Origin of the sequence: Micrococcus sp. IITD107, from assembly GCF_041927415.1 — a bacterium.
In the GTDB taxonomy this organism is placed as follows: Bacteria; Actinomycetota; Actinomycetes; order Actinomycetales; family Micrococcaceae; genus Citricoccus; species Citricoccus terreus.
Genome location: NZ_JBHFFN010000002.1, coordinates 222,307 through 246,371 on the forward strand (window position 1 = coordinate 222,307; position 24,065 = coordinate 246,371).

Below are 24,065 nucleotides of genomic sequence, written 5' to 3' on the forward strand. Positions count from 1 at the left end.
AGAGACTATGACCATCACCCGTAATGTCAAGGGACTGCTGGGCACGAAGCTCGGCATGACCCAGGTGTGGGATGACGAGAACAAGCTCATCCCCGTCACCGTCGTGCAGGCCGACGCCAACGTCGTCACCCAGCTGCTGACCGAGGATGTGGACGGCTACACCGCCGTGCAGATCGCCTACGGCCAGATCGACCCGCGCAAGGTCACCAAGCCGCTCGCCGGCCACTTCGAGAAGGCCGGGGTCACCCCGCGTCGTCACGTGGTCGAGCTGCGCACCGCAGACGCCGCCGAGTACAGCCTCGGACAGGACCTGACCGTGGAGCTCTTCGAGGCCGGCCAGAAGGTCGACGTCGTGGGCAACACCAAGGGCAAGGGCTTCGCCGGTGCCATGAAGCGCCACGGCTTCGCCGGTGTGGGCGCGTCCCACGGCCAGCACAAGAACCACCGTAAGCCCGGCTCGGTCGGCGGTGCCTCCACCCCCGGTCGCGTCTTCAAGGGCCAGCGGATGCCCGGTCGGATGGGCAACGTCCGTCAGACCACCCAGAACCTGACCCTCCACGCCATCGACGTGGAGAAGAACCTGCTGCTGATCAAGGGCGCAGTGCCCGGCCCCAAGGGCCAGGTCGTGCTCGTCCGCACCGCAGTGAAGGGAGCATGAGCCAGATGGCAACCCCCTCGAACACCGCTGTGAAGACCGTCAAGGTCGACCTGCCCGCCGAGATCTTCGATGTCCAGGCCAACGTGCCGCTGATGCACCAGGTCGTGGTGGCCCAGCTGGCCGCCGCTCGCCAGGGCACCCACAAGGTCAAGCGTCGCGGCGAGGTCTCCGGCGCCGGCCGCAAGCCGTTCAAGCAGAAGGGCACCGGCCGCGCTCGTCAGGGCTCGATCCGCGCTCCTCAGATGACCGGCGGCGGCGTCGTCCACGGCCCCGAGCCGCGTGACTACTCCCAGCGCACCCCCAAGAAGATGAAGGCCGCCGCACTGCGCGGCGCCCTGTCTGACCGGGCTCGCCACGGCCGCGTGCACGTGATCGAGCAGCTGGTCTCCGGGACCCCGTCCACCAAGGCAGCCAAGGCCGTCTTCGCTGAGCTGGGTCAGGGCCGCAGGAACTTCCTGATGGTCATCGACCGCTCCGACGACGCCGCAGCGCTCAGCGCCCGCAACCTGCCGTCGGTGCACACCCTGTACGTCGACCAGCTGAACACGTACGACGTGCTGGTCAGTGAAGACGTGGTCTTCACCTCCGTGGCCTACGACGCCTTCGTGTCGGCCGCCACGAAGAAGGACCAGAAGGAGGATGCCCAGTGAGCGGCAGCATCAACAAGGATCCCCGTGACGTGGTCATCGCACCGGTCGTCTCGGAGAAGAGCTACGGACTGATCGACGAGGGCAAGTACACCTTCCTCGTGGACCCCCGCTCGAACAAGGCTGAGATCAAGCTGGCGGTGGAGCGCATCTTCTCCGTCAAGGTGGCCTCGGTCAACACCATCAACCGTGCCGGGAAGCGCAAGCGCACCCGCTTCGGCTGGGGGGCTCGCAAGAACACCAAGCGCGCCATCATCACGCTGAAGGATGGCACGATCGACATCTTCGGAGGTCCGCTCGCCTGAGGCGACGCGGAGACCACTTAATCGAGGAATAGGTAATGGCAATCCGTAAATACAAGCCGACCACCCCGGGCCTGCGCGGCTCGTCCGTGGCCGACTTCGCAGAAATCACCCGGTCCACCCCGGAGAAGTCGCTGCTGCGCCCGCTGTCCAAGACCGGCGGCCGCAACAACTCCGGCAAGATCACCACCCGTCACAAGGGTGGTGGACACAAGCGTCAGTACCGTCTGATCGACTTCCGTCGCCACGACAAGGATGGTGTGCCCGCCACGGTGGCGCACATCGAGTACGACCCCAACCGCACCGCCCGCATTGCGCTGCTCCACTACGTGGACGGCACCAAGCGCTACATCCTGGCTCCGGCCAAGCTGCAGCAGGGCGATGCCGTCGAGGCCGGCGCCAACGCTGACATCAAGCCCGGCAACAACCTGCCGCTGCGCAACATCCCCCTGGGCACCGTGATCCACGCTGTGGAGCTGCGTCCCGGCGGCGGTGCCAAGCTGGCACGCTCGGCTGGTGCCTCCGTCCAGCTGGTGGCCCGTGAGGGTCGCTACGCCCAGCTGCGTCTGCCCTCGGGCGAGATCCGCAACGTGGACGTGCGCTGCCGCGCCACCATCGGCGAGGTCGGCAACGCCGAGCAGTCGAACATCAACTGGGGCAAGGCCGGCCGCATGCGGTGGAAGGGCGTCCGCCCGACCGTCCGCGGTGTCGTGATGAACCCCGTCGACCACCCGCACGGCGGTGGTGAGGGCAAGACCTCCGGTGGTCGCCACCCGGTCAACCCCAACGGCAAGCCCGAGGGCCGCACCCGCCGCCCGAACAAGGAAAGCGACAAGCTCATCGTGCGCCGTCGCCGTACCGGCAAGAACAAGCGATAGGAGCCTGGAGACATGCCACGCAGCCTGAAGAAGGGCCCCTTCGTTGATCAGCACCTGTACCTGAAGGTCGTCGCTGAGAACGAAAAGGGCACCAAGAACGTCATCAAGACCTGGTCCCGCCGGTCCATGATCATCCCCGACATGCTGGGCCACACCATTGCGGTGCACGACGGTCGCAAGCACATCCCGGTGTTCGTCACCGAGTCGATGGTCGGGCACAAGCTGGGCGAGTTCGCCCCGACGCGGACCTACCGCGGCCATGTGAAGGACGACAAGAAGGGCAAGCGTCGCTGACCAGCGCGCTGCACTTCGACAGATTCGAAAGAAGGAAAGCAATGGAAGCCAAGGCAGTTGCGCGCCACCTGCGCGTCACGCCGATGAAGGCCCGGCGCGTCGTCGACCTGGTCCGTGGCAAGCAGACCGGTGAGGCACTGGCCATCCTGAAGTTCGCCCAGCAGGGCGCTTCGGAGCCGGTGTACAAGCTCGTCGCCTCCGCGGTGGCCAACGCACGGGTCAAGGCAGACCGTGAAGGGGTCGCCTTCAACGAGGACGCGCTGTTCATCAGCGAGGCCTACGTGGACGAGGGACCGACCATGAAGCGGTTCCAGCCGCGAGCCCAGGGCCGCGCGTTCCGCATCAACAAGCGCACCAGCCACGTCACCGTGGTCGTTGCAACCGAGGACAAGAAGGAGGCGAAGAAGTAAATGGGTCAGAAAGTCAACCCCCACGGATTCCGCCTCGGCATCACGACCGACCACGTCTCGCACTGGTTCGCCGACTCCAACAAGGAGGGCCAGCGGTACAAGGACTTCCTCAAGGAGGACGTCAAGATCCGCGAGCTGATGACCGACGGCATGGAGCGCGCAGGCATCTCCAAGGTCGAGATCGAGCGCACCCGTGACCGCGTCCGCGTGGACATCCACACCGCTCGTCCGGGCATCGTCATCGGTCGCCGTGGCGCCGAAGCCGATCGCATTCGCGGCGAGCTGGAGAAGCTCACCGGCAAGCAGATCCAGCTGAACATCCTCGAGGTCAAGAACCCCGAGGTTGACGCTCAGCTGGTCGCCCAGGGTGTCGCCGAGCAGCTCACCTCTCGTGTGGCCTTCCGCCGCGCGATGAAGAAGGCCATGCAGTCGGCCATGCGTGCAGGTGCCGAAGGCATCCGCATCCAGTGCGCCGGCCGTCTGGGCGGTGCCGAGATGTCCCGTTCGGAGTTCTACCGCGAGGGTCGCGTGCCGCTGCACACCCTGCGTGCGAACATCGACTTCGGCAAGTTCGAGGCCAAGACCACCTTCGGCCGCATCGGCGTGAAGGTCTGGATCTACAAGGGCGACCTGACCGCCAAGGAGCTTGCCGCCAAGGAGGCCGCTGCACCGTCCGGCCGTGGACGTGGTGGAGACCGCCGCGGTCCCGGCGGCGGCGGCGAGCGTCGTCGTCGCAATGACCGTGCCGAGCGTGCTCCGCGCGAGCAGGGCGCCGGCGGTCAGCAGTCCGGTGCCGCCCAGGAGCAGCCTGCCGGCGCCCCTGAAGGAGGCAACGCCTGATGTTGATCCCACGTCGAGTCAAGTACCGCAAGCAGCACCACCCGAAGCGCTCCGGCAACGCCTCCGGCGGCACCGCAGTGACCTTCGGTGAGTGGGGCATCCAGGCGATGACCCCGGCCTATGTGACCAACCGTCAGATCGAGGCCGCTCGTATCGCCATGACCCGCTACATCAAGCGTGGCGGCAAGGTGTGGATCAACATCTACCCCGACCGTCCGCTGACGAAGAAGCCGGCCGAGACCCGCATGGGTTCCGGTAAGGGTTCTCCCGAGTGGTGGGTGGCCAACGTCAAGCCGGGACGCGTCATGTTCGAGCTGTCCGGTGTCTCCGAAGAGGTCGCCCGCGAGGCCCTGCGCCTGGCGATCCACAAGCTGCCGATGAAGGCACGTATCGTCCGCCGAGAGGGTGGTGAGTGATCATGGCCACCGGTTCCAAGGAACTGAACGTCGAGGCCCTGGACGGCTTTGACAACGTCCGCCTGGCCGAGGAGCTCAAGCGCTCCAAGGAGGAGCTGTTCAACCTCCGCTTCCAGTCGGCCACCGGTCAGCTGGACAACCATGGCCGGCTGAAGACCGTCAAGCGCGACATCGCCCGGATCTACACGATCCTGCGCGAGCGTGAGCTGGGCATCCGCGAGGATGTGGCTCCGGTCGAGGAGGCCCCCGCGGCTACCACCAAGAAGAAGAAGGCTGAGGAGGCGAAGTGACCGAGTCCGTGAACACCGAGGCCACCCAGGCTGAGCAGAAGAGCACCGAGCGCGGGTACCGCAAGTCGCTGCGCGGCATCGTCGTCTCCGACAAGATGGACAAGACCATCGTCGTCGAGGTCGAGGACCGCAAGAAGCACGCGCTGTACGGCAAGGTGCTGCGCACCACCAAGCGGATCAAGGCCCACGACGAGGAGAACACCGCCGGCATCGGCGACCGTGTTCGCATCGCCGAGACCCGTCCGCTGTCCGCCACCAAGAACTGGCGCCTGGTGGAGATCGTCGAGAAGGCGAAGTGATCCCCTCTCTCGGGATCCACCGACCGGTTCGCTGAGTCCGGTTCTCGAGAGCACCACGTAGGCCCCGGCCGCTGATCCTCTGGATTGGCGGACCGGGGCCTTCGTGCGTTAGACTGAATGGTCTGTGCGCCCTTGTTGGCGGGACTATCCACCCCGCGGGCCAAGGGTTTCGCGCAGACTCCCGACCAGCAGCCTCGGCCTTGCCCTGCGGACTGTCGATCTGGAAGCACCGTCACCCGTCTGAATGGGGGAGTCGGAAGGCACCAGAGCGCCAGGATCGCCACCAGGGGCAGGGGTAAGCAGCCCGGGATGACCACATATCCGTTCCGCAAGGCTCGCCCGGCTACGGGGGAGAACCAGCGCGACGATGAGGAGTATCGAGTGATTCAGCAGGAGTCGCGGCTGAAGGTCGCCGACAACACCGGTGCCAAGGAGATCCTGGCCATCCGTGTTCTCGGCGGTTCAGGACGCCGCTACGCAGGCATCGGCGACGTGATCGTCGCCACCGTCAAGGACGCCATCCCCGGCGGCAACGTCAAGAAGGGCGATGTCGTCAAGGCCGTCATCGTGCGCACCCGCAAGGAGCGCCGTCGTCCGGATGGTTCCTACATCAAGTTCGACGAGAACGCAGCCGTCATCCTCAAGACTGACGGCGAACCGCGCGGCACCCGCATCTTCGGCCCCGTGGGCCGTGAGCTGCGCGACAAGCGCTTCATGAAGATCGTGTCGCTGGCACCGGAGGTGATCTGACCACATGGCAAAGATCAAGAAGGACGATCTCGTCCAGGTCATCGCCGGCAAGGACAAGGGCAAGCAGGGCAAGGTCCTGCGCGTGTTCCCGTCCGCTGACCGCGTGCTCGTGGAAGGCGTGAACCGCGTCTCCAAGCACCTGCGTGCCGGCCAGAACAACAACGGCTCCACCGAGGGTGGCATCCAGGTCGTCGAGGCTCCGGTGCACATCTCCAACGTGGCCGTCGTCGACCCCGAGACCAAGAAGCCGACCCGTGTGGGCTACCGCTTCGAGACCGTGGAGAAGAACGGCGAGAGCAAGACCGTCAAGGTCCGCTTCGCCAAGGCCTCCGGAAAGGAGCTGTGATGACTGAGGTGCAGACCGAGCAGACCGCAGCCCCCAAGGTCACCCCGCGCCTGAAGACGAAGTACCGCGAGGAGATCCGCGCCTCCCTCCAGGAGGAGTTCACCTACGGCAACGTCATGCAGGTCCCCGGCCTGGTCAAGGTCGTGGTGAACATGGGTGTGGGCGAGGCCGCCAAGGACTCGAAGATCATCGACGGCGCCATCGCCGACCTGACCCTGATCACCGGCCAGAAGCCGCAGGTGACCAAGGCCCGCAAGTCGATCGCCCAGTTCAAGCTCCGTGAGGGCATGCCCATCGGTGCGCACACCACCCTGCGTGGTGACCGCATGTGGGAGTTCCTGGATCGTCTGGTCACGCTGGCGCTTCCGCGCATCCGTGACTTCCGCGGCCTGAGCCCGAAGCAGTTCGACGGCAACGGCAACTACACCTTCGGCCTGTCCGAGCAGTCGGTCTTCCACGAGATCGACCAGGACAAGATCGACCGCGTGCGCGGCATGGACATCACTGTGGTGACCACCGCCAAGAACGACGACGAAGGCCGGGCTCTGCTCAAGGCCCTCGGCTTCCCGTTCAAGACTGACCAGTAACTCCTCTACGCTGCAGGTCCCTCTCCCGCCGGCTCCGGCAGGGGATCGGGAAACCGCATCGAGAAAGGGCCAGGAGCCCACATGACCATGACCGATCCCGTCGCAGACATGCTGACCCGTCTGCGCAACGCCAACTCGGCCTACCACGACACCGTGGAGATGCCCTCTTCGAAGCTGAAGACGCGCGTGGCCGACATCCTCAAGTCCGAGGGCTACATCGCTGACTGGAAGGAGGAGGACGCTGAGGTGGGCAAGAAGCTCGTCATCGAGCTGAAGTTCGGCCCCCAGCGTGAGCGCGCCATCGCCGGTCTGCGCCGCATCTCCAAGCCGGGTCTGCGCGTGTACGCCAAGTCCACCAACCTGCCGCACGTGCTGGGCGGACTGGGCATTGCGATCCTGTCCACCTCCTCCGGTCTGCTGACCGACCGGCAGGCCGCCAAGAAGGGTGTGGGTGGGGAAGTCCTCGCCTACGTCTGGTAACGGCGACTCGGAAGAAAGGTAGAAAACATGTCACGTATTGGACGTCTTCCGATCACCGTGCCCGCTGGCGTCGATGTCACCATCGACGGCGCAACCGTCTCCGTCAAGGGCCCCAAGGGCCAGCTGACCCACGAGGTGGCGCAGCCCATCGCCGTGGCTCTTGAGGGCGGCACGCTCACCGTGTCCCGTCCTGATGACGAGCGTGAGTCCCGGTCTCTGCACGGCCTGACCCGCACCCTGATCAGCAACATGATCCTGGGGGTGACCGACGGCTACGAGAAGCAGCTGGAGGTCGTGGGCACCGGCTACCGTGTGCAGGCCAAGGGCCAGGACCTGGAGTTCGCTCTGGGTTATTCCCATCCCGTTCCGGTGAAGTGCCCCGAGGGCATCACCTTCAAGGTCGAGGGCAACAAGGTCACCGTCTCCGGAATCGACAAGCAGCAGGTCGGAGAGATCGCTGCGAACATCCGCAAGCTGCGTCGTCCTGACCCGTACAAGGGCAAGGGCGTTCGCTACGCCGGCGAGCAGATCCGCCGCAAGGCCGGAAAGGCAGGTAAGTGATGTCCACGCTGAAAGTGAAGGGCAAGGGCAAGTTCGCTGCCCGCACCCGCCGGCACCTGCGTGTGCGCAAGCGCATCAACGGCTCTGCTGTCCGTCCCCGCCTGGTGGTCAACCGCTCTGCACGGCACATGTTCGTGCAGCTGGTGGACGACACCCGCGGTGTGACGCTGGCATCGGCCTCCACCATGGAGGCGGATGTGCGCGCACTCGAGGGTGACAAGACCGCCAAGGCCACCAAGGTCGGCGAGCTGATCGCTGAGCGTGCCAAGGCAGCCGGCATCGAGGCCGTGGTCTTCGACCGCGGCGGCAACAAGTACCACGGTCGCGTGGCCGCCGTCGCCGACGGCGCCCGGGAAGGTGGGCTGAAGCTGTGAGCGAGACCCCGAACAACGAGAAGAGCACTGTGACGGATTCTGTGACTGAGACCGCACCGAAGGCCGAGACCGCCGCGTCCGAGACCTCTGCCGGTTCGGCCAGCCAGACCACCGATCGTGGTGGCCGTGGTGGCCGCGACGACCGCGGTGGCCGTGGTGGCCGCGACGATCGTGGTGGACGTGGCCGTGGTGGCCGCGATGACCGCGGCCGTGGTGGACGTGACGAGGACAAGGACAAGTTCCTCGAGCGCGTCGTCGCCATCAACCGTGTGTCCAAGGTCGTCAAGGGCGGACGTCGGTTCTCCTTCACCGCACTGGTGGTCGTCGGAGACGGCGACGGCATGGTTGGTGTCGGCTACGGCAAGGCCAAGGAGGTCCCCGCCGCGATCTCCAAGGGCGTGGAGGAGGCCAAGAAGTCTCTGTTCCGCGTGCCGCGCGTCGGTTCGACCATCCCGCACCTGGTGCAGGGCGAGGACGCTGCTGGCGTCGTGCTCCTGCGTCCGGCTGCTCCGGGTACCGGCGTGATCGCCGGTGGTCCGGTCCGCGCCGTGCTGGACTGCGCCGGCATCCACGATGTGCTGTCCAAGTCCATGGGTTCCGTGAACGCGATCAACATCGTGCGCGGCACCATCGACGCCCTGAAGCGCCTCGAGGAGCCGGCCGCTGTGGCCGCCCGTCGTGGCAAGTCCCTCGACGAGGTCGCCCCCCATGCGATGCTTCGCACCATGGAGGAAGACCGCGCCAAGAAGAGTGCAGAGAAGGCAGGTGTGTCGAATGGCTGAGATCGCTCGTCAGACCACCCGTAAGAACGTCGCCGTCTCGGACGCCACCCTGGAGATCACCCAGGTCAAGTCCCTGGTCGGCGCCAAGAAGAACCACCGGGACACCGTGCGTTCGCTGGGCCTGAAGCGGATCGGTCACACCGTGACCCGCCAGGCCGACAACGTGACGGTGGGCATGGTCAACACCGTGCCTCACCTGGTCAAGGTTGAGGAGATCACCAATGGCTGACAAGGCTGACAAGGCACAGGCCGCAGATCAGGCCGAGGGCGTCTCGGCGCTCCGCGTCCACGATCTGCGTCCGGCCCCGGGGTCCAAGACCGCCAAGACCCGTGTGGGTCGTGGCCACGGATCCAAGGGCAAGACCGCAGGCCGCGGCACCAAGGGCACCAAGGCCCGTTACCAGGTGCGTGCAGGCTTCGAAGGCGGCCAGCTGCCGCTGCAGATGCGTCTGCCGAAGCTGCGCGGCTTCAAGAACCCGTTCCGCGTGGAGTACCAGGTCGTGAACCTGGACAAGCTGAACGAGACCTTCACCCAGGGCGGCGACGTCACCGTCGACGACCTGGTGGCCCGCGGACTGGTCCGCAAGAACCAGCCGGTCAAGGTCCTGGGCACCGGTGAGATCACCGTCGCCCTGAACGTGAAGGCCAACGCCTTCTCGGCCTCGGCTCAGGAGAAGATCTCGGCAGCCGGCGGCTCCACCGAGACTGTCTGATCCACAGTGACATCGGCCCCCGTGCCGCAGCCCGTTCGCGGACCTGCGGCACGGGGGCCGATTCGCTTCCGGTAGACTCACCCAGTGGCCCGCGGCCGTGACCCGGGACACCCCTTCATCCATCCCTCCAGGAGGACGTTTGTTCAGCGCGATAGCCCGTGTCTTCCGGACACCCGATCTGCAGCGCAAGATCTGGTTCACCCTCGGCATTGTGGCCATCTACCGACTGGGAGCATTCGTCCCCGCTCCAGGTGTGGACTACGGCAATGTGCAGATGTGTCTGGCCCAGGGCAACACCAGCGGCGGACTCTATTCGTTCGTGAACATGTTCTCGGGCGGGGCCATGCTCCAGGTCTCGGTCTTCGCCTTGGGCATCATGCCGTACATCACCGCCTCGATCATCGTGCAGCTGCTGCGGGTGGTCATCCCGCACTTCGAGGCGCTGCACCGTGAAGGCGCTCAGGGCCAGGCCAAGATGACCCAGTACACGCGCTACCTGACCATCGCGTTGGGCGTGCTCAACGCCACCACCCTGGTCTCCCTGGCTCGGACCGGCGCCCTGCTGAACTGCAACCTGCCGATCGTCCCGAACGACTCCCTGTGGACCATCCTGCTGATGATCATCTCCCTCACCGCAGGCACTGGCCTGATCATGTGGCTGGGCGAGCAGATCACCGAGCGGGGCGTGGGCAACGGCATGTCGCTGTTGATCTTCGTCTCCATCGCCGCCGGGTTCCCCGCCGGCATGGCCCAGATCTTCACGACCCAGGGGTGGCGCACCGCCTTCATCGTCCTGCTGGTCGGCATCCTGACGATCGCCCTCGTGGTGTTCGTGGAGGAGTCGCAACGGCGTGTGCCGGTGCAGTACGCCAAGCGTCAGATCGGGCGGCGCACGGTCGGCGGCACCACGACCTACATCCCCATCAAGGTCAACATGGCCGGCGTCATCCCGGTCATCTTCGCCTCCTCGATCCTCATGCTTCCGGGCATCCTGATCCAGTTCAACACTCCTCAGGACGGCACGCCACCGCCGGACTGGGTCGTCTTCCTCTCGCAGTACTTCGGCGACGGAGCGCATCCCGTCTACATGGCCGCGTACTTCCTGATGACCATCTTCTTCACCTACTTCTACGTCACGATCACCTTCAACCCAGAGGAGATCAGCGACAACATGAAGAAGTACGGCGGCTTCATCCCCGGCGTCCGCGCAGGCCGGCCGACCGAGCAGTACCTGCAGTATGTGATCAGCCGCATCACCTTCGTGGGCGCGCTCTACCTGGGCATGCTGGCCATGATCCCACTGGTGGCCTTCGTGCTGATCAACGCCAACCAGAACTTCCCGTTCGGCGGCACCTCGATCCTGATCATGGTGGGCGTGGCCCTGCAGACCCTCAAGCAGATCAACGCCCAGATGGAGCAGCGCAACTATGAGGGGCTGCTGCGCTAGTCCAGGTAGCCTCAGCAACAGACCTCGTCCCACCCCGTGGCACCGGCAGGATCGCGCCGGATCCGAGAGTAAGGAGCAACTATGACCCGCATGCTGATGATGGGCCCTCCCGGGTCCGGCAAGGGCACCCAGGCCTCCCGTATCGCCGACAAGCTGGGCATCGTGGCCATCTCGACCGGAGACATCTTCCGGTACAACGTCAAGGAGATGACACCCCTGGGCCGTGAGGCCAAGCAGTACATGGACAACGGTGACTTCGTTCCCGACGACGTCACCAACAGGATGGTGGCCGACCGCCTCTCCCAGCCCGACGCCGAGGGCGGCTTCCTGCTGGACGGCTATCCGCGCACCGCAGGGCAGGTCGAGGCGCTGGACCAGATGCTCAAGGACGCCGGCCAGGAGCTCTCCGTGGTCGTGGAGCTGACGGTTCCGGACGAGGAGCTGGTCACTCGTCTGCTCAAGCGTGCTGAGACCGAGGGACGCGCGGACGACACCCAGGACGTCATCCAGCACCGCCTGGACCTGTACCACGAGCAGACCGCAGCCGTCATCGAGTCCTACGCCCCGCGCGGCATCGTGGCCAGCGTGGACGGCACCGGCCAGATCGACGACGTCACCGAGCGACTGCTCCAGGCTGTCTACGGTGTGCGTGAGCGCACCGGCAGCCTGAAGGTCGTGAACCCGGACGCCCCTCAGGCCTGATCGACCCCATGGCATTCTCCCGGCAGCAGCTCGAGTTCAAGACCGTGCCCCAGATGCAGCTCATGCACCAGGCCGGGCTGATCCTGAGCCGAGCCCTCGACGCCGCTGTGGAGGCTGCAGTCCCCGGGGTGACCACCGCTGATGTCGACGCGGTGTTCGCCCAGGTGCTCCAGGAGGCCGGTGCCACGCCGAACTTCCTCGGGTACTACGGCTACCCGGCCACCATCTGCGCATCGGTGAACGAGGAGGTCGTGCACGGCATCCCCGGTGACCGGGTCCTGCAGGTGGGAGACGTGCTGAAGATCGACGGTGGCTGCATCGTCGAGGGCTGGCACTCCGACTCCGCGCGCACCGTGATCCTGGGATCCTCGGCGGAGGGCACGGCTGATCCCGAGGACGAGCGTCTCAGCGAGATCACCCGCCAGGCCCTGTGGCATGGCATCGCAGCCTTCGCCACCGCCAAGCACGTCGGGGAGATCGGCGATGCCATCGACGACTTCGTCTCCTCCCAGCCGGGAGCCCCGCTGGGAATCCTGCAGGACTACGTCGGCCACGGCATCGGCTCGGCCATGCACCTGCCGCCGGACGTGCTGAACTACCGCACCGGCCACCGCGGGTCCAAGGTGCGCTCCGGGCTCTGCCTGGCCATCGAGCCGATGCTGGTGCGTGGCGGACTGGCGACCGAGGTCCTGGACGATGAGTGGACCGTGGTCACCCGTGATGGAGCCCGGGCCAGCCAGTGGGAGCACTCCGTGGCTCGCCATGACGGCGGGATCTGGGTGCTGACGGCCCCTGACGGCGGTGCCGCAGAGCTGGCTCCGCTCGGGATCGTCCCCGTCCCGCTCGGTTCCTGACCCGTCGCCGACGCCGCTCCTCCGCGGCGTGATCGGGCGATTTCTCTTTGCCGGGCGAAAAGAGTAGCATGGAGTGCTGGTTGTCTCTACCGGCGCGCCCACGGGTGCCCGAGTCCGACATCCAGGCAACATCCCGCCTCGTCTGCGGAACCCATCTCGACCAGGTCTCGGTGCCTTCTGGTGCCACAAGTCTGGCCGGATCGGAGCCGTGGTGAGGCCCAACGTTAGCGGAGGATATGGCTAAGAAGGAAGGTGTCATCGAGGTCGAGGGCACGGTGACCGAAGCATTGCCGAACGCGATGTTCCGGGTCCGCCTGTCGAGCAACGACCATGTCGTTCTCGCCACGATCTCGGGGAAGATGCGTCAGCACTACATCCGAATCCTCCCGGAGGATCGGGTCGTCGTGGAGCTGAGCCCCTACGACCTCAACCGGGGCCGGATCGTCTACCGCTACAAGTAAACCCACCCACTCACCCAGCAGCGCTAGAGGAGGAACCATGAAGGTTCAGCCGAGCGTGAAGCGGATCTGCGACAAGTGCAAGGTGATTCGGCGTAACGGCCGGGTCATGGTGATCTGCGACAACCCACGCCACAAGCAGCGCCAGGGCTGACACCCGTTCCCACGGGTCAGCACACGCGCTCCAGCACCACCACCGGTCCGACCTGGACCACCAGCAGCACAGCCGACGGGGCAACCCCTGACGCAACCCCCGGGCCGCAGAGGCCGGGGACCCGAACCGCGATCACGGACAGCGGATGACCTCCGGAACTTCCCCGGAGCCGCACCGACCGGATCGCAGGACCGGACCGTCCACACGGACTGACCGGACCAGGGGAGGGGACGTGCTGATGCAGACCTCTGCTGCAGAAGGAACAAGGAGGACGGCCATATGGCACGTCTGGCAGGCGTTGACATCCCGCGCGAGAAGCGCGTGATCATCGCGCTCACGTACATCTTCGGCGTGGGCAAGACCCGTGCAGAGCAGACCATCGCGGCGACCGGGGTCAATCCGGACACCCGCGTGAAGGACCTCTCTGACGCTGAGCTCGTGCAGCTGCGCGACTACATCGAGGGCAACTTCAAGGTCGAGGGCGACCTGCGGCGCGAGGTCGCCGCAGACATCCGCCGCAAGGTGGAGATCGGCAGCTACGAGGGCCTGCGGCACCGCCGTGGACTCCCCGTCCGCGGCCAGCGCACCAAGACCAATGCCCGTACCCGCAAGGGCCCGAAGAAGACGGTTGCCGGCAAGAAGAAGTGATTCTTCTTCCCCGCATCACACCGACTTCAGTCCCGCACAGCATCAGCTTTTCGTAGGAGAATCACATGCCCCCCAAGACTCGCGCTGCGGTACGCAAGCCGCGCCGCAAGGACAAGAAGAACATCACCGTGGGCCAGGCCCACATCAAGAGCACCTTCAACAACACCATCGTGTCCATCACGGACACCACCGGTGCCGTCATCTCCTGGGCCTCGTCCGGTGAGGTGGGCTTCAAGGGCTCCCGCAAGTCCACTCCGTATGCCGCACAGATGGCCGCCGAGCAGGCTGCCAAGCGCGCACAGGAGCACGGACTGCGCAAGGTCGACGTGTTCGTGAAGGGTCCCGGCTCCGGCCGCGAGACCGCGATCCGCTCGCTGCAGGCCGCCGGCCTCGAGGTGGGGTCCATCCAGGACGTCACCCCCTCGGCCCACAACGGCTGCCGTCCGGCCAAGCGCCGCCGCGTCTGACCCAGTGCCCAGCGCACGTCCCCCCAGCACCCCGCTGAGGGGACGTGCGCAGCGGTGCCTCTGCGCCGCACCACCTGTCCCATGATTCGTTTCCACCCATCGTGTGCGTCATATGGCGGACGCTCGCCGAAAGGAAATGTCAGTGCTCATTGCCCAGCGCCCCACGCTGACTGAAGAGACCGTTGCCGAGAACCGCTCCCGGTTCATCATCGAACCGCTGGAGCCCGGCTTCGGCTACACCCTTGGAAACTCCCTCCGCCGGACCCTGCTGTCCTCGATCCCGGGCGCTGCTGTCACCAGCATCCGCGTGGACGGCGTGCTGCATGAGTTCAGCACCGTTGCAGGTGTCAAGGAGGACGTCACCGAGGTCATCCTGAACATCAAGAAGCTCTCCGTCTCCTCCGAGCACGACGAGCCCGTGGTCGCCTACCTGCGCAAGCAGGGCCCCGGCACCGTGACCGCGGCCGACATCACCGCTCCGGCAGGTGTCGAGATCCACAACCCGGACCTGCACATCGCCACCCTGAACGGCAAGGGCAAGTTCGACATGGAGCTGACGGTGGAGCGCGGCCGTGGCTACGTCACCGCAGCCCAGAACAAGACTCCGGACGCTGAGATCGGTCGCATCCCGGTCGACTCCATCTACTCCCCGGTCCTGAAGGTCACCTTCAAGGTCGAGGCGACCCGCGTGGAGCAGCGCACGGACTTCGACCGTCTGATCCTGGACGTGGAGACCAAGGAGTCCATGGCTCCCCGTGACGCCGTCGCCTCCGCCGGCAGCACCCTGGTGGAGCTGTTCGGCCTGGCTCGCGAGCTGAACGTGGATGCCGAGGGCATCGAGGTGGGGCAGCCGACCGGCTCGCCGAACGTCGACGTCAACTTCAACCAGCCGATCGAGGACCTGGAGCTGACGGTCCGGTCCTACAACTGCCTCAAGCGTGAGGGCATCCACACCGTGGGTGAGCTGGTGGCCCGGTCTGAGGCCGACCTGATGGACATCCGCAACTTCGGTGCCAAGTCCATCGACGAGGTCAAGGACAAGCTGGCTGAGATGGACCTGTCCCTGAAGGACTCCCCGGTCGGGTACGACCCGTCGATGCACTCCCAGGAGTCCGACGAGGAGTACACCGAGTACTGAGCATGACCCGGACTGCGGTCCGGACCATGCCGACCACCAACGTTCGCCCTGCCGGCTCCGCCTGAGCAGGGAACATCTGAGGAGAAACACCAATGCCTACCCCCACCAAGGGACCGCGCCTGGGCGGCGGCCCTGCCCACGAGCGCATCATGCTGGCGAACCTGTCCGCCAACCTGTTCGAGCACAAGTCGATCACCACGACCGTGACCAAGGCCAAGCGCCTGCGTCCGTTCGCTGAGCGCCTGATCACCCACGCCAAGAAGGGCGATCTGGCCTCGCGCCGCAAGGTGCAGGGAATCATCAGCGCCAAGAACCGCACCAACAAGTCGATCGTGCACGAGCTGTTCACCGTGATCGCCCCGGCCATGGCCAACCGCGAGGGCGGCTACACCCGCATCACCAAGATCGGCAACCGTCAGGGCGACAACGCGCCCATGGCCGTGATCGAGCTCGTGATGGAGCCCGTGTCTCCGAAGCAGGCTGTGGTCAAGGAGGCCGAGAAGGCCACCGAGACCGCCGCTCCCGCAGCGCCGGCTGAGGACACCCAGGAGACCGCTGAGACTCCCGTGACCGAGACTCCGGCCACCGAGGCCGAGACCCCGGAGCAGGCCGCTGAGGCTCAGGCCGCCGAGGACACCGCTGCCGAGGCCGCTGACGCCCAGGCTCCGAACGTGGAGACGACGGAGAACCAGAACAAGTGATCTGATCCGGCCCTGACCGGTCGGTCATCGCCCTCAGGCCCGCTCCTGCCCTGCGCAGGTGGCGGGCCTGAGTCGTCTGCGGCTCAGATCAGACCGGACGCGAGCAGGAAGATCGCCACGCCGTGGGTGACGGTGGCACCGAGCACGCCGTGCCGCAGAGCGATCACGGCACACACCAGCCCCTCCCAGAGGGTGAACAGCACGATCGGCCATCCCAACCCGGTCACGGTGAACGCCAGGAACAGATGTGCGCAGCCGAAAGCCAGGGAGGAGACGAACACCGCGCGCCACCGGGCACCACGTCCGGAGAGCTCGTCCTCCACCTGGCTCTGCAGGAACCCGCGGAAGAGCACCTCCTCCACCAGGTTCCCGCACAGGGCGAACAGCAGCAGCGCCGGCAGCAGGGACAACGCCACCGTCCCGCCGCGGTCGGACACCGGGATCCCGGCGCCGGTCAGTCCGTGCAGTGCGTCGTTGACCGGGGAGAACCATTCACCCACCGGTCCATAGAGGACCACGAGAGGCGCCACCACGACGACGGCCCACACCAGTCCCAGCACCACGGAGACGAACCAGTTCGCTCCGGTCCACATCACCGACCGGATGCGGTCGCGGCAGGCCAGCAGCACGCCGCCGGCCAGCGCGAGCGAGGCGACGGCCATCACCAGCAGCGCCACCGGGTCATCGGTGAACCGCACCCACAGCACCGGCAACTCGGCCAGCACGCCGGGGCCGCCGGAGCGCTGTTCCGTCCCGAACTCCCAGAGTCCGTGCCGGGCCATGCTGTCTCGGGCGAGGATGAAGCCCAGGATCAACGTCATGATGCGCAGGCCGTGCGACCGGCGCGGGAGCAGCATGACCAGGACGGCCAGGAGCAGGAGAGCTGGTGTCACGGCGGTGAGGTACTGCATCCACGGGGCCATCCGCCCATTCTGCCGTCGCCTGGCGGCAGGGCCGGGGAGGCCGTGCCCCCGGACTGCCTAGGATGGAGCCATGCCAGAGCACCATCCCCACGCCGAGCCTGTCCAGGGACTCGGCGGAACCGACCGGGCTGGACTGGAGGAGCCGGCACTGATCCGGGTCCGCCTGGACCTGGCCTATGACGGCACCGACTTCCACGGCTGGGCGGCGCAGCCGGGCCTCCGCACCGTCCAGGGCGTGCTGGAGGAGGCGCTCGAGAGGATCATCAGACGTCCGGTCCGCACCGTGGTGGCCGGCCGGACCGATGCCGGTGTGCATGCCCGCGGACAGGTGGTGCACCTGGACCTGACGGAGCGGGAGTGGATCGGGCTGGCCCGTGGCCGCGAGGACCTGGATCCGGCCTCCTCCCTGGTGCGGCGTCTGGGCGGCGTGTTGGGCCGTGACGGGCGCGACGTGATGGTCCACGGGGCCCAGCTGGCCCCGGACGGATTCGACGCCCGGTTCTCCGCCCTGTGGCGCTCCTACAGCTATGCCATCAGCGACAGCACCCTCACGCGTGATCCGCTGAACCGTCGCTCGACTCACTGGCACGGGGCGCCCCTGGACGTGGAGCTGATGGACGCCGAAGCCCGCAGCGTGCTGGGCCTGCACGACTTCCTGTCCTACTGCAAGCCGCGGGAAGGTGCCACCACGATCCGCGAGCTGCAGCAGTTCAGCATCCATCGGGACGAGCGCGGTCTGATCGTCGCCCGTCTGCGTGCAGACGCGTTCTGCCACAACATGGTGCGTGCCCTGGTCGCTTCGGCCCTGCAGGTGGGGGAGGGGCGTCAGCAGCCCGGGTGGATGGCCCACCGGCTGTCCGCACAGGTCCGCGACTCCCAGACACGACTGGCTCCGCCCCACGCCCTGGTGCTGGAGCAGGTGGAGTATCCCGACGACGGCCGGTCACCGGGGGCCTTGGCGGCCCGGGCCGCAGGGACCCGGGCCAGACGGAGCAGCACGGAGCACTGACCGGCGGCTGGCATCACGACCCGCCGTGGCGGCCGGCCCAGCCGCAGATCACCGCGTGGACTGCTGGGCCTCCCAGGCGGCCTCGAGTGCCTGAAGCTCCTGCAGGCCGGCCAGCACACGTTCGGTGTGGGGGCTGCGCAGCTGGGCCACGGCCCGGTGGACGGCAGAGGGATTGACGCCCTCGGCGGCAGCCCGCCGCAGGTTCTTCGTGGAGTCCAGGTGCATGGCCAGCACCTGGTCGGCCTGAGCACGCAGGGCTGCATCCGTGGCACCTGTGCCGTCAGCGGCAGTGGATGTGTCCAGGTCCATGGACTGGTGGCCCGGAGACGCGGACGTCGGCCCGGCCGAGGTCTTCGTCATCCCGGCCAGGGTCGCGAGCGAGGACACCGGGCTGACGCCGAGTCCTGCTGTCACCGCGCCGGCGTATCCCTGGTTGCCCGCCCGGTTGGGGTGGTAGGACTCCTCGACCGGCATGGACAGGCCGTTGATCCATTCGGATGAGTCGCACCAGGCGTGGCCGGCGAACGTGGAGCGCACGTCCACGAAGCGGTGTCCGGCTGCGGAGGCGCGCTGGCTGACCAGGCTGTTGAGTTCGTGCGTGCTGGCATTGAGCTGGCGCATCTCGTCGGCGGAGAAGAAGGTGGCCAGGCTGCAGTCGGTCCCGTTGAACAGCAGCGGGTACCCGGCCACCGCCACGGTCGCCTGCGGTGCGCGTGTCCGGATCCCGCCGTAGACCGAGTCCAGGCGAGCCGGCAGTTCGCTGCGCAGGATGGTCTGTGCGGTGGAGAGCTTGCCGAAGCAGTCGCCCATCCACCCGGGCAGCGCGCAGGCGGTGATCACGGAGGCGAAGCCCACGTCGTTGCCGCCGATCGTCACGCTCACGTAGTCCGTCTCCGCGGTCACGGCACCGATCTGCCGGCTCAGCAGGTCAGCGGTGGTGGCTCCGGAGCAGGCCTGATAGTCCAGCGAGAGTCCAGCGGCGTCGGCGACCAGCCTCGGGTAGCCGTAGGGGGAGCGGTAGCAGTCTCCGGTGGAGGCACGGGTTCCGGTGCCGGAGGAATAGGAGTCTCCCAGTGCGACGTAGGAGCTGGCCGAAGCCGTGGACGTCGTCGACGCAACCGGGACCGGTGCGGTGTCGACTCCGGACGCGGAGGCGGCGGTCAGGGTCAGGGCGGTGAGGGTGGCGGCCACGGAGGACGCGGCGGAAGTGAGGCGCATCACACCATTCCACCTCAGGGAGGGGCTGTGGGGGAAGATCCTCTTTTGCCCCGTCGCCTCCGGGTCGGGTAGCATGGTGAGTCGTTGTGCGTGTCCTTTCCCGGATTCGTCGCGCCCGCGGGTGGCCTGTTGCATGGTCGCTAGGCCCGGGGTGCCACTGGGAATCTCACGGACCCGGTCTCCTCACCAGTCCTCACCTGGTGTGCCGGCAGCGCACCGAAGACCTCAGCGGCTCTCCACTGGACTCACGACCCGGTTGGCAGTGCGCTGTAACCGAACCGAACATGAAGGCAGACAACGTGCGTACGTACTCTCCGAAGCCCGGCGACGCCGACCGCCAGTGGCATGTCATCGACGCCACCGACGTGGTGCTGGGGCGTCTTGCCAGCCAGACTGCGACCCTGCTGCGCGGCAAGCACAAGCCGACGTTCGCCCCCCACATGGACATGGGCGACTTCGTCATCATCATCAACGCCGAGAAGGTGGCCCTGACCGGCGCCAAGCTCGAGAAGAAGAAGGCCTACCGCCACTCCGGCTTCCCGGGTGGACTGAAGTCCGTCTCCTACGCAGAGCTGCTGGAGAAGAACCCGGTCCGCGCCGTGGAGAAGGCCATCAAGGGCATGCTCCCGAAGAACAAGCTGGCTGATCAGCAGATGGCCAAACTGAAGGTCTACGCCGGTGCTGAGCACCCGCACTCGGCCCAGAAGCCGCAGACCTTCGAGATCACTCAGGTTGCCCAGTAACGGGTCAGCCCCACCAGAAACCTTTCAAGGAGAACCATGACTCTCAATGAGACTGAGTCCCCGGAGGACGTGGAGCTGACCAGCTACACCTCCGAGTCCACCGACGCCCCGGCGTCCGCTCCCGCCGCTGAGCGCCCGGCCCTCACCGTGGCCGGTGCCGCCGTGGGCCGCCGCAAGGAGGCCATCGCCCGCGTCCGCGTGATCCCCGGTTCGGGCAACTGGACCATCAACGGCCGCACCCTGGAGAACTACTTCCCCAACAAGCTGCACCAGCAGGAGGTGAACGATCCGTTCAAGCTCCTCGAGCTCGAGGGCGCCTACGACGTGATCGCGCGCATCTCCGGCGGTGGCCCCTCCGGCCAGTCCGGCGCCCTGCGCCTGGGCATCGCCCGCGCCCTGAACGAGATCGACCGGGACAACAACCGTCCGGCGCTCAAGAAGGCCGGCTTCCTGACCCGCGACGCCCGCATCATCGAGCGCAAGAAGGCCGGTCTGAAGAAGGCCCGCAAGGCCCCTCAGTACTCGAAGCGCTGATCCTTCCCGACGACGGACGCTCACCGGGCGCTTCCTCGTCACCTGCAGCGCCCCGCGCGCTGCCTCCACGGAACCCCGCGGCCGCTCCTGCACAGGAGTGGGCCGCGGGGTTCCGTGCTGTATCCATCTGGTGAGACGGCTCTGGTGACCTGCGTCACATCCTCTACTCTGGTTAAGAGTTGTTAACTGGGGGAGGAATGGGATGGACACGAGCAGCACGGTTGATCTGCACGGGGTGCCGGGGGATGCGGGGAGACTGTCCCTGTCCCACGATGCAGGGTCAGTGGAGGTGCCCCTGCTGGAGACCACGATCGGGGAGAGTCTGCGCCGCACGGCGGACCGGTTCCCGGACCGGGATGCGCTGGTGGACGTGGCGGCCGGGCGCCGCTGGACCTATGCGCAGTTCCGGGCAGACGTGCGCCGACTGGCCACGGGCCTGCACCGGGCTGGCATCCGCACCGGTGACCGCGTGGGCATCTGGAGCCCGAACCGGTGGGAGTGGTCGCTCACGCAGTATGCCACCGCCGAGCTCGGGGCGGTCCTGGTCACCATCAACCCCTCGTACCGCCAGCATGAACTGGAGTTCGTGCTGCGTCAGTCCGGCATCACGGCGGTGATCGCCTCGCCGGCCGTGAAGAACCTGGACTATCCGGCCATGCTGGACCGGGCCGAGGCCTCGTGGGGCCCGCTGGCACTGAAGGTGATCATGGGCACCCCGGCGTGGGACGTCGTCGGGAAGGTGGAACCGGATGAGGCGCTGCTGGATCGGATCGCGGCAGGCCTCTCCCCGGAGGACCCCATCAACATCCAGTACACCTCCGGCACCACCGGGTTCCCCAAGGGAGCCACCCTGAGCCACCGCAACATCCTGAACAACGGGTTCTTCGTGGGCGAGGTCTGCCGGTACACGGAGCAGGACCGGATCTGCGTGCCGGTGCCGTTCTACCACTGCTTCGGCATGGTGATGGGGAACCTGGCGGCCACCACACACGGTGCGGCCGTGGTGATCCCGGCGCCCAGCTTCGATCCGCGTGCCACGCTGGAGGCGGTCCAGCAGGAGCGGTGCACCAGCCTGTACGGGGTGCCCACCATGTTCATCGCCCTGCTCGCTCGGGAGGATCTGGCCACCTTCGACCTTGCCACGCTGCGGACCGGGATCATGGCCGGTTCGCCGTGTCCGGAGAAGATCATGCGGAAGGTGATCACCACGCTGAACATGGAGGAGGTGACCATCTGCTACGGCATGACCGAGACCTCACCGGTGTCCCTGCAGACCCGCCCGGATGACTCCCTGGAGCGCAGGGTGAGCACCGTGGGGCGGGTGGCGGCGCATGCTGAGGTGAAGATCGTGGACCCGGCCACCGGCGAGACCGTTCCCGTGGGCGCAGACGGGGAGCTGTGCACCCGCGGCTACCTGGTGATGACCGGCTACTGGGACCAGCCGGAGAAGACCGCCGAGGCGATCGACGCCCAGGGGTGGATGCACACCGGAGACCTGGGGCGGATGGATGCCGAGGGCTATGTGCAGGTCACCGGGCGGATCAAGGACATGGTCATCCGTGGGGGAGAGAACATCTACCCGCGCGAGATCGAGGAGTTCCTCTACACGCATCCGGACATCGCCGACGCCCAGGTGATCGGAGTCCCGGACGAGAGGTACGGCGAGGAGCTGATGGCCTGCGTGCGGATGCGTGAGGGAGCACAGCCGCTGACGGCCGTGGGACTGCGGGACTTCTGCGCAGGGCGGCTGGCCCGCTACAAGATCCCCCGGTATGTGCGCGTGGTGGAGGAGTTCCCCACCACCGTCACCGGCAAGGTGCGCAAGGTCGAGATGCGCGCGGAGGCGGTGGACCTGCTCGGCGTTCCAGGAGCGGTGGACGACCTGCGGGCCGCTGTGGAGGGCTAGGGCAGGGCAGCCGGGCTCGGCGCACGCTCTCACCCCCTTCTCGGGACAGCTCGGTGACCTGTCCGGGCGAAGAGTGTCTCGAGAAGGGGGTGGCCGCGATTCAGACGAACTCCGGGGGCCACTGGATGGTGTTCCGCAGATGGGTGTCCATCCAGATCTGGAGGCTGCCTGCCAGGCGGGCCAGAGTGGGGGCGGCATAGTGCCCGGCATCCGGCGCGCCGGATCCTACGCTCCGGTAGAATTCAAGTCCGGGGCACCGTGGCCTCGGAGCAGGTCAGATCGCGTTCGAGACCTCCGCAGAGGTCGGCGGCCGAACCTGCGCCGCACCATCATGAGGAGCTTGCCGATGGCAGCCACCAAGGACTCCAGCTCGAAGAGCAGCGCCGCGTCGAACGCGTCCAGGAACGGGCAGGGCACCGCCAAGTCCGCGACGAAGACCGCCGCGAAGCCTGCTGCGAAGACCCCCGCCAAGTCCACCGGGAAGGCCGCCACCAAGAGCGCCCCGAAGACCGAGGCCGCAGCCGCCCCCGTCTCCTCGGGCGCCGCCTCGGATCTGACTCCGGAGGAGGTCCTGCACGGCCTGCACCAGATGGACATCCGCCCGGACGATGAGCCGTTCGCCGTGGCCGATGACTACGCGGACGAGGTCGATGAGATCGCCGAGCTGCAGCGCAAGCTCTCCGGCTCCAAGAAGCTGGCCTCCCCGGACCCGGAGGCCTGGCGCGAGGGGTACCCCTACGAGACCAAGCTCTCTCGGCGCGTCTACGAACGCCGCAAGCGCGAACTGCAGATCGAGCTGCTCAAGATGCAGCTGTGGGTCAAGGAGTCCGGCCAGAAGGTCCTGATCATCTTCGAGGGCCGTGACGCCGCCGGCAAGGGCGGGGCCATCAAGCGGTTCAACGAGCACCTCAACCCCCGTGGCGCCCGCACGGTGGCGCTGGAGAAGCCCACGGAGGAGGAGGCCTCGCAGTGGTACTTCCAGCGCTACATCCAGCACCTGCCCTCCGGCGGGGAGATCGTGATGATGGACCGCTCCTGGTACAACCGGGCCGGTGTGGAGCGCGTGATGGGCTACTGCTCCCCGCAGCAGTACCTGGAGTTCATGCGGGAGACCCCGGAGCTGGAGCGCATGCTGGTGAACTCGGGCATCCACCTGATCAAGTTCTGGTTCTCCGTCTCCCAGCGCGAGCAGCTCAACCGCTTCGCCACGCGCGAGACGGATCCGGTGCGCCGTTGGAAGCTCTCGCCCACGGACCTGGCCTCGTTGGACAAGTGGGACGACTACACCACGGCCAAGGAGGCGATGTTCTTCTACACGGACACCGCCGACGCCCCCTGGACCGTGGTGAAGTCCAATGACAAGAAGCGCGCCCGCCTGGAGGCCATGCGCCACGTGCTGCACACCCTGCCGTACCCGGGCAAGGACACCCGGATCGTGCACCAGCCGGATCCGCTGGTCTGTGGCCCGGCCACCGAGCTCTCGGAGTTCGGAGAGCACGACGGCGGCGCCTTCCCCCGGGTGCGCTAGTCGCCTCG

35 protein-coding genes are annotated in these 24,065 nt (G+C 66.9%); 33 read left to right on the forward strand and 2 right to left on the reverse strand.

The features are described from left to right. Positions 1-7: 7 nt before the first annotated feature. The 28 genes from rplC to rplQ all read left to right on the forward strand — a co-directional run bounded on the left by rplC (position 8) and on the right by rplQ (position 16,196). A complete protein-coding gene (rplC, locus tag ACEXHE_RS05360) occupies positions 8-658 on the forward strand; it encodes a 50S ribosomal protein L3 (protein ID WP_091692853.1) in 651 nt (216 codons plus the stop codon). Further along, positions 655-1,308 carry a 50S ribosomal protein L4 gene (gene rplD, locus ACEXHE_RS05365; protein ID WP_177227780.1) on the forward strand — a complete coding sequence of 218 codons (654 nt, stop codon included), beginning with the start codon at positions 655-657 and terminating at the stop codon, positions 1,306-1,308. The genes rplC and rplD overlap by 4 nt, the downstream gene beginning before the upstream one ends. Further along, a complete protein-coding gene (gene rplW, locus ACEXHE_RS05370; protein WP_091692858.1) occupies positions 1,305-1,610 on the forward strand; it encodes a 50S ribosomal protein L23 in 306 nt (101 codons plus the stop codon). Before rplD ends, rplW begins: the two co-directional genes overlap by 4 nt. A 35-nt stretch (positions 1,611-1,645) precedes the next feature. Next, entirely contained in the window at positions 1,646-2,485 is an 840-nt protein-coding gene (gene rplB / locus ACEXHE_RS05375) for a 50S ribosomal protein L2 (RefSeq protein ID WP_091692860.1), read from the forward strand. Between the two features lie 12 nt (positions 2,486-2,497). Then, positions 2,498-2,779 (forward strand): 30S ribosomal protein S19, encoded by a 282-nt coding sequence (gene rpsS / locus ACEXHE_RS05380; RefSeq protein WP_091692862.1) that lies wholly within the window; start codon positions 2,498-2,500, stop codon positions 2,777-2,779. Positions 2,780-2,820: 41 nt separating this feature from the next. Continuing rightward, positions 2,821-3,189, forward strand: coding sequence for a 50S ribosomal protein L22 (rplV, locus tag ACEXHE_RS05385; RefSeq protein WP_091692864.1), 369 nt, complete (start codon positions 2,821-2,823; stop codon positions 3,187-3,189). Further along, complete coding sequence (rpsC, locus tag ACEXHE_RS05390) at positions 3,190-4,029, forward strand: 30S ribosomal protein S3 (protein ID WP_260060500.1); 840 nt, start codon at positions 3,190-3,192, stop codon at positions 4,027-4,029. After that, a complete protein-coding gene (gene rplP / locus ACEXHE_RS05395) occupies positions 4,029-4,445 on the forward strand; it encodes a 50S ribosomal protein L16 (protein ID WP_091692868.1) in 417 nt (138 codons plus the stop codon). The genes rpsC and rplP overlap by 1 nt, the downstream gene beginning before the upstream one ends. Positions 4,446-4,447: 2 nt before the next feature. Next, positions 4,448-4,735, forward strand: coding sequence for a 50S ribosomal protein L29 (gene rpmC, locus ACEXHE_RS05400; protein WP_091693779.1), 288 nt, complete (start codon positions 4,448-4,450; stop codon positions 4,733-4,735). Beyond that, positions 4,732-5,034 carry a 30S ribosomal protein S17 gene (rpsQ, locus tag ACEXHE_RS05405; protein ID WP_091692870.1) on the forward strand — a complete coding sequence of 101 codons (303 nt, stop codon included), beginning with the start codon at positions 4,732-4,734 and terminating at the stop codon, positions 5,032-5,034. The genes rpmC and rpsQ overlap by 4 nt, the downstream gene beginning before the upstream one ends. 381 nt (positions 5,035-5,415) lie before the next feature. Further along, positions 5,416-5,784, forward strand: coding sequence for a 50S ribosomal protein L14 (rplN, locus tag ACEXHE_RS05410; RefSeq protein WP_091693783.1), 369 nt, complete (start codon positions 5,416-5,418; stop codon positions 5,782-5,784). 4 nt (positions 5,785-5,788) lie between these two features. Next, on the forward strand, positions 5,789-6,130 hold the full coding sequence (gene rplX, locus ACEXHE_RS05415) for a 50S ribosomal protein L24 (RefSeq protein ID WP_091692872.1): 342 nt from the start codon (positions 5,789-5,791) through the stop codon (positions 6,128-6,130). After that, a complete protein-coding gene (gene rplE, locus ACEXHE_RS05420; RefSeq protein WP_091692874.1) occupies positions 6,130-6,717 on the forward strand; it encodes a 50S ribosomal protein L5 in 588 nt (195 codons plus the stop codon). The genes rplX and rplE overlap by 1 nt, the downstream gene beginning before the upstream one ends. 81 nt (positions 6,718-6,798) lie before the next feature. Next, positions 6,799-7,197, forward strand: coding sequence for a 30S ribosomal protein S8 (gene rpsH / locus ACEXHE_RS05425; RefSeq protein ID WP_091692876.1), 399 nt, complete (start codon positions 6,799-6,801; stop codon positions 7,195-7,197). A 27-nt stretch (positions 7,198-7,224) separates the two neighbouring features. Further along, positions 7,225-7,758 carry a 50S ribosomal protein L6 gene (gene rplF, locus ACEXHE_RS05430; protein ID WP_374784988.1) on the forward strand — a complete coding sequence of 178 codons (534 nt, stop codon included), beginning with the start codon at positions 7,225-7,227 and terminating at the stop codon, positions 7,756-7,758. Next, complete coding sequence (gene rplR / locus ACEXHE_RS05435; RefSeq protein WP_091692881.1) at positions 7,758-8,132, forward strand: 50S ribosomal protein L18; 375 nt, start codon at positions 7,758-7,760, stop codon at positions 8,130-8,132. Before rplF ends, rplR begins: the two co-directional genes overlap by 1 nt. Next, the gene (rpsE, locus tag ACEXHE_RS05440) at positions 8,129-8,914 is read left to right on the forward strand and encodes a 30S ribosomal protein S5 (protein ID WP_260060499.1); all 786 of its coding nucleotides are present in this window, start codon (positions 8,129-8,131) and stop codon (positions 8,912-8,914) included. The genes rplR and rpsE overlap by 4 nt, the downstream gene beginning before the upstream one ends. Further along, positions 8,907-9,143, forward strand: coding sequence for a 50S ribosomal protein L30 (gene rpmD / locus ACEXHE_RS05445; protein WP_091692886.1), 237 nt, complete (start codon positions 8,907-8,909; stop codon positions 9,141-9,143). The genes rpsE and rpmD overlap by 8 nt, the downstream gene beginning before the upstream one ends. Then, on the forward strand, positions 9,136-9,627 hold the full coding sequence (gene rplO, locus ACEXHE_RS05450) for a 50S ribosomal protein L15 (protein WP_091692888.1): 492 nt from the start codon (positions 9,136-9,138) through the stop codon (positions 9,625-9,627). Before rpmD ends, rplO begins: the two co-directional genes overlap by 8 nt. A 139-nt stretch (positions 9,628-9,766) precedes the next feature. Further along, positions 9,767-11,074: a preprotein translocase subunit SecY gene (secY, locus tag ACEXHE_RS05455; protein ID WP_374784989.1), complete on the forward strand. Its 1,308-nt coding sequence runs from the start codon at positions 9,767-9,769 to the stop codon at positions 11,072-11,074. An 81-nt stretch (positions 11,075-11,155) separates the two neighbouring features. After that, positions 11,156-11,776 carry an adenylate kinase gene (locus tag ACEXHE_RS05460; RefSeq protein WP_091692893.1) on the forward strand — a complete coding sequence of 207 codons (621 nt, stop codon included), beginning with the start codon at positions 11,156-11,158 and terminating at the stop codon, positions 11,774-11,776. A gap of 8 nt (positions 11,777-11,784) precedes the next feature. Next, complete coding sequence (gene map / locus ACEXHE_RS05465; protein ID WP_374784990.1) at positions 11,785-12,630, forward strand: type I methionyl aminopeptidase; 846 nt, start codon at positions 11,785-11,787, stop codon at positions 12,628-12,630. Positions 12,631-12,866: 236 nt separating this feature from the next. Continuing rightward, positions 12,867-13,091: a translation initiation factor IF-1 gene (gene infA, locus ACEXHE_RS05470; RefSeq protein ID WP_091692897.1), complete on the forward strand. Its 225-nt coding sequence runs from the start codon at positions 12,867-12,869 to the stop codon at positions 13,089-13,091. A 37-nt stretch (positions 13,092-13,128) separates the two neighbouring features. After that, entirely contained in the window at positions 13,129-13,242 is a 114-nt protein-coding gene (rpmJ, locus tag ACEXHE_RS05475; protein WP_091692900.1) for a 50S ribosomal protein L36, read from the forward strand. 279 nt (positions 13,243-13,521) lie between these two features. Then, positions 13,522-13,890: a 30S ribosomal protein S13 gene (gene rpsM / locus ACEXHE_RS05480; protein WP_091692902.1), complete on the forward strand. Its 369-nt coding sequence runs from the start codon at positions 13,522-13,524 to the stop codon at positions 13,888-13,890. A 65-nt stretch (positions 13,891-13,955) separates the two neighbouring features. Next, positions 13,956-14,357 carry a 30S ribosomal protein S11 gene (gene rpsK, locus ACEXHE_RS05485; RefSeq protein ID WP_091692904.1) on the forward strand — a complete coding sequence of 134 codons (402 nt, stop codon included), beginning with the start codon at positions 13,956-13,958 and terminating at the stop codon, positions 14,355-14,357. Between the two features lie 142 nt (positions 14,358-14,499). Next, positions 14,500-15,495, forward strand: a complete 996-nt coding sequence (locus ACEXHE_RS05490; protein WP_277245228.1) for a DNA-directed RNA polymerase subunit alpha — start codon at positions 14,500-14,502, stop codon at positions 15,493-15,495. Positions 15,496-15,587: 92 nt separating this feature from the next. Beyond that, complete coding sequence (rplQ, locus tag ACEXHE_RS05495) at positions 15,588-16,196, forward strand: 50S ribosomal protein L17 (protein WP_356966868.1); 609 nt, start codon at positions 15,588-15,590, stop codon at positions 16,194-16,196. Positions 16,197-16,279: 83 nt separating this feature from the next. On the opposite strand, the gene ACEXHE_RS05500 is transcribed toward rplQ, so the two are convergent. Then, positions 16,280-17,119, reverse strand: a complete 840-nt coding sequence (locus ACEXHE_RS05500; RefSeq protein ID WP_374784991.1) for a CPBP family intramembrane glutamic endopeptidase — start codon at positions 17,117-17,119, stop codon at positions 16,280-16,282. 70 nt (positions 17,120-17,189) lie between these two features. On the opposite strand from ACEXHE_RS05500, the gene truA reads away from it, so the two are divergent. Further along, on the forward strand, positions 17,190-18,128 hold the full coding sequence (truA, locus tag ACEXHE_RS05505) for a tRNA pseudouridine(38-40) synthase TruA (RefSeq protein WP_374784992.1): 939 nt from the start codon (positions 17,190-17,192) through the stop codon (positions 18,126-18,128). A 48-nt stretch (positions 18,129-18,176) separates the two neighbouring features. Here the strand turns inward: truA and ACEXHE_RS05510 are convergent, their stop codons facing one another. Then, positions 18,177-19,346, reverse strand: a complete 1,170-nt coding sequence (locus ACEXHE_RS05510; protein WP_374784993.1) for an SGNH/GDSL hydrolase family protein — start codon at positions 19,344-19,346, stop codon at positions 18,177-18,179. 299 nt (positions 19,347-19,645) lie between these two features. Between ACEXHE_RS05510 and rplM the strand changes: the two genes are divergently transcribed. The 4 genes from rplM (at position 19,646) to ppk2 (ending at position 24,057) form a co-directional block, all read left to right on the forward strand. After that, the gene (rplM, locus tag ACEXHE_RS05515) at positions 19,646-20,089 is read left to right on the forward strand and encodes a 50S ribosomal protein L13 (RefSeq protein WP_091693791.1); all 444 of its coding nucleotides are present in this window, start codon (positions 19,646-19,648) and stop codon (positions 20,087-20,089) included. 36 nt (positions 20,090-20,125) lie between these two features. After that, positions 20,126-20,623: a 30S ribosomal protein S9 gene (rpsI, locus tag ACEXHE_RS05520; protein ID WP_091692916.1), complete on the forward strand. Its 498-nt coding sequence runs from the start codon at positions 20,126-20,128 to the stop codon at positions 20,621-20,623. 202 nt (positions 20,624-20,825) lie between these two features. Further along, a complete protein-coding gene (locus ACEXHE_RS05525) occupies positions 20,826-22,529 on the forward strand; it encodes an AMP-binding protein (RefSeq protein WP_374784994.1) in 1,704 nt (567 codons plus the stop codon). Positions 22,530-23,118: 589 nt separating this feature from the next. Then, a complete protein-coding gene (ppk2, locus tag ACEXHE_RS05530; RefSeq protein ID WP_374785248.1) occupies positions 23,119-24,057 on the forward strand; it encodes a polyphosphate kinase 2 in 939 nt (312 codons plus the stop codon). The last annotated feature ends 8 nt before the right edge of the window (positions 24,058-24,065 follow it).